Origin of the sequence: uncultured Anaerovibrio sp., from assembly GCF_947302755.1 — a bacterium.
In the GTDB taxonomy this organism is placed as follows: domain Bacteria; phylum Bacillota; class Negativicutes; order Selenomonadales; family Selenomonadaceae; genus Anaerovibrio.
Genome location: NZ_CAMYWM010000177.1, coordinates 1 through 4,000 on the forward strand (window position 1 = coordinate 1; position 4,000 = coordinate 4,000).

Below are 4,000 nucleotides of genomic sequence, written 5' to 3' on the forward strand. Positions count from 1 at the left end.
TTTGATACGTCCGCACTGGGAGATATGCTCGCCAGCTGTTGTAGTTTGTTTTCCCTCACCTAAAGAGGTGGGGGACATCTTAAAGCTCGTTATATTGTTTTGTTAAATATGTCCTAAATATGGTACAATCTCCTATATGATAAGTTGAACAAAGAAAAAGGCCTGGTTCAACGCTTTTTGGAGGAAGTATATATGTGGCAGTTCAATATTTGTCATGAGTTCCGTTATGGCAAGATTATGTATAATCAATTGGACCAGTACGTAGGAAGATCCTTGAAGCTTTATGGCGAATATTGCCAGGGGGAGGCTGCTCTTTTTGAACAGATTGTAAAGCCGGCAGAAACAGGAAAATTTTTATTTATGTCGAATAAGGATATATGACGAATTCGACCAGAGGAGTGATAGCTATGCAAAAAACAGTTTTATTAATAAATAAAGGTAAGTCCTTTATGGTAGTGACCATTGCCAAGAGCTTTACTGATGCCGGGTATAAGGTTGTGGAAGTGGAGCCCACTATGGAGGATATCGGGGCCCATAAGGAAGATACAAATTTATTTGTATTGTATTTGGGCGATTATGTGGACGATATTACAAATACCTTGGTATATCTAAAAGATATATGTACAGAGGAGGATAAGCTCCTTATGGTTATTGGTACTGCCGCTGAAATTGAAACACTGACCCAAAGTATTCCGGTGCCACTGATTTCCGCCAGCTTTGAGCGCCCCTTTGATATGAAGAAGCTGGTGGCTCAGGCTGATTGGTTGTTGGAGGCTAATGATGATTTGGCTAAGCGGAAGAGTATTTTGTTGGTAGACGATGACAGTACCTTCCTGAAAATGGTCAAGGATTGGCTCTCCACCAAATATCGGGTAACCATTGTTACCTCTGGCATTCAGGCCCTCATGTACATTGCCGACAATACGCCGGACTTAATCCTGCTGGATTATGAGATGCCCGTAACCTCTGGCCCTCAGGTGCTGGAAATGATCAGAAGTGAATCCAAGGTAGATTCCATACCGGTTATTTTCTTGACAGGCAAGGATGATCAGGAAAGTGTAATGAAGGTATTGGCCTTAAAGCCTGATGGATACCTTTTGAAGAACATGGAACGAGGCCGCCTGTTGGCTGCTGTAGATGATTTCTTTGAGAAACAAAAATTCAAAAAGCTTCATGAGTCCAATGTATTATAATATATGAAATTGGAAACCTTCCGCCCTTGTGTTATGCAGGGGCGTTTTCAAAATCAACGTTTATTGAAGAAAACCAAGGAGGCACCGTAACATGCTTCAACGAAAATATATTGTATATAAGGAATCAGGCCATGAAAATGATGATAGGTGGCAGGATATAAATACGGTTTTGGCTGATGTAGAGGAACGTTTAAGAAAAAAGGAAAAAAAATCTCAGGAAAAGCGAAAGCTCAATGAAACACTTATTTCCATAAGGGATCGGGTTCGGGAACACGTTTTAAAGGATAATCCCCAAAAACAGGAAATAATTGATGATTTTGACAAGGTTATAGCCGACGTAAAGAATCGGCTGTTCAAAGAAAAGCTTGTCCGGGAAAAATGGTGGCAGGAGCTAAATGACAATTTAACTGATATAAAGAATCTCTGTAATACCATGAATACCAAAACGTTGTACCTTCATCTCATATTTCGTGGGATGAATGGAGCTCTGGCTGAACATATACTCACTCGTATAAAAGAGGTATTGCCTGAGGCTGTTGTAACTGGTATAACCGAAACCCTGTTTGAGTATACCAATGATACAGAATCTCTTGTAATAAGTGCCAATTTCTTCATACATTCTGAAATAAAGCTCCTTCAAATAGAAGGTGCTCCTACTGATTATGCACAGGAGGGAAAAAAATTTGGAGAATTAATTGCTGCATACCCTAATGCCAAAGCAGCTGCTGTTTATTGCAGCTGTATGGGAACGGAGTTTACTACCTTTTTTAATAACATGGTAAGCGGCAATGAAAATATCGTTTTTTTTGGCGCCTCTGCCGGAACCTTTGGGAAAATAACTGAAGTAAAGTCTGCCAGCAAAAACCTTCTGCTAATGGATATGCACAATAAGCAGGAAAGTCAGTTCATTATCGGAGATAAGACCATTTCTCTGGGGATTGTTGTTGCCATTTTTTATGGTGATGATTTACATGTTCAGGGGGATTATGTACTAGGCTGGAAGCCTCTTGGTAAAGAGCTGACCATTACTGAAGCAATTGGGACGAACTGTATTGCCCGTTTGGATGATTTTCCGGCGACTGATGTCTATTACCATTACCTAAAGGTTCTTCCTGATGAAAATTTTATTTTCAACATTGCTGAGTTCCCTTTGGTAATTGAGCGAAACGGTTGTCTTATTGCCCGGGTTCCACCTATCCATGATGACCAGGGACGGATATATTTCAATGGTGACATTCATCAGGGAGAAAAGGTCCGACTTACCTATGCTGTTCCAGCTGAGCTTTTGCATAAAACTGCAAAATACAGCGATAAAATGTGTGATTTCGCTCCAGAAGGAATTTTCTTGACCATCTGTGGCAACCGCACCATGTTTTTAAACAAGACTGCCGATGAGGAGCTTGGCTTTTATCGGCGTTTTGTGCCTCAATTGATAGTAAATTATGGTACATCGGAGATTTACTTCAATCATGGTCAAGGGGGAATTCTTAACAGCGCACTTATCGCCATTGGCTTTCGGGAGGGTGAGCAATCTGACCATTGCGTATGCCATCCTTTAGTTCCACAAAAGGAGAAACACAAAGTTATTCCTTTGGCAGCCAGAATGGCAACCTTCTTGGATGCCATGACTCAGGAGCTCACTCAGTCCAACAAGGATTTTAAGGAAATGGCCGAACAGGCCAAGGCCGCCAATCAGGCCAAAAGCGATTTTTTGTCCAACATGAGCCACGAAATTCGCACCCCAATTAACGCTATCCTCGGTATGGATGAAATGATATTGCGGGAAGCCACTGATAATACTATAAGGGAGTATGCGGAAAATATTCGTACGGCTGGTACAACGTTATTGGGGCTGATAAATGATATTTTGGACTTTTCCAAAATTGAGGCAGGCAAGTTTGAGCTTATTCCCGCTGAATATGCCACCAGCTCAATATTAAATGACTTGGTAAATATGATAGCTGGTCGAGTAGCTAAAAAAGGATTAAAATTTATTGTTAAGGCAGCTCAGGATTTGCCAAGTATGCTTTTGGGTGATGAGCTTCGCCTGCGTCAGATTATTACAAATATTCTGACCAACGCAGTAAAATACACTGAAAAGGGCAGTGTTACACTGAGCGTAAATTGGGAGAAGCTATCAGATGATGAAGTCCTGTTAAAGGTGGCAGTTACTGATACGGGAATTGGGATTAAGGAAGAGGACATACATAAACTGTTCCGGGCCTTTGAACGTATTGAGGAAGAACGCAATCGTACTGTTGAGGGTACTGGGTTGGGCATGAATATTACTCAAAAGCTGCTTTCCATGATGGATAGTCATTTGGAGGTAACCAGTACCTATGGCGAGGGTTCATGCTTCTCATTTGAGGTGAAACAAAAGGTTCTTAATTGGACAGCTATGGGAAATTATGAGGAAGCCTATCGTCGCAGTCAGGCTGAACGTCATAACGATAACCAATCCTTTGTGGCGCCTGAGGCACGGATATTGGTTGTGGATGATACAGAAATGAATCTGACGGTAGTCAAGGGACTTTTAAAACGTACCCAAATTCAGCTTGATACTGCCGTAAGCGGTTATCAATGTATAGATATGGTTAAAGAAAATACCTATGATGCCATATTCCTTGACCATCGTATGCCAGGAATGGATGGCATAGAAACATTAACGGAGCTGAAAAAACTGACGGATTGTCCAAATGCCAATACGCCGGTTATTGCTCTTACGGCCAATGCAGTGGCTGGTGCACGGGAGGAATATTTTAAGGCTGGCTTTGATGATTATATCACTAAGCCTATTGATAGCCGTC

The 4,000-nt window shown here is 41.5% G+C and carries 3 protein-coding genes; all 3 read left to right on the plus strand.

Annotated features, from left to right (window positions below; all coding sequences use genetic code 11):
* The first annotated feature begins 192 nt into the window (after positions 1–192).
* Entirely contained in the window at positions 193–381 is a 189-nt protein-coding gene (locus Q0Y54_RS12040) for a hypothetical protein (protein WP_297968362.1), read from the plus strand.
* Between the two features lie 26 nt (positions 382–407).
* Positions 408–1,193: a PleD family two-component system response regulator gene (locus Q0Y54_RS12045; protein ID WP_297968364.1), complete on the plus strand. Its 786-nt coding sequence runs from the start codon at positions 408–410 to the stop codon at positions 1,191–1,193.
* Positions 1,194–1,284: 91 nt separating this feature from the next.
* Positions 1,285–4,000: ATP-binding protein (locus Q0Y54_RS12050; RefSeq protein WP_297968367.1), on the plus strand; the 2,716-nt coding region annotated here is incomplete at its 3' end.

Coding starts and splice junctions, on each gene's coding strand:
- Q0Y54_RS12045 (WP_297968364.1), top strand. CDS start 408: ATGCAAAAAACAGTTTTATTAATAAATAAAGGTAAGTCCTTTATGGTA.
- Q0Y54_RS12040 (WP_297968362.1), top strand. CDS start 193: ATGTGGCAGTTCAATATTTGTCATGAGTTCCGTTATGGCAAGATTATG.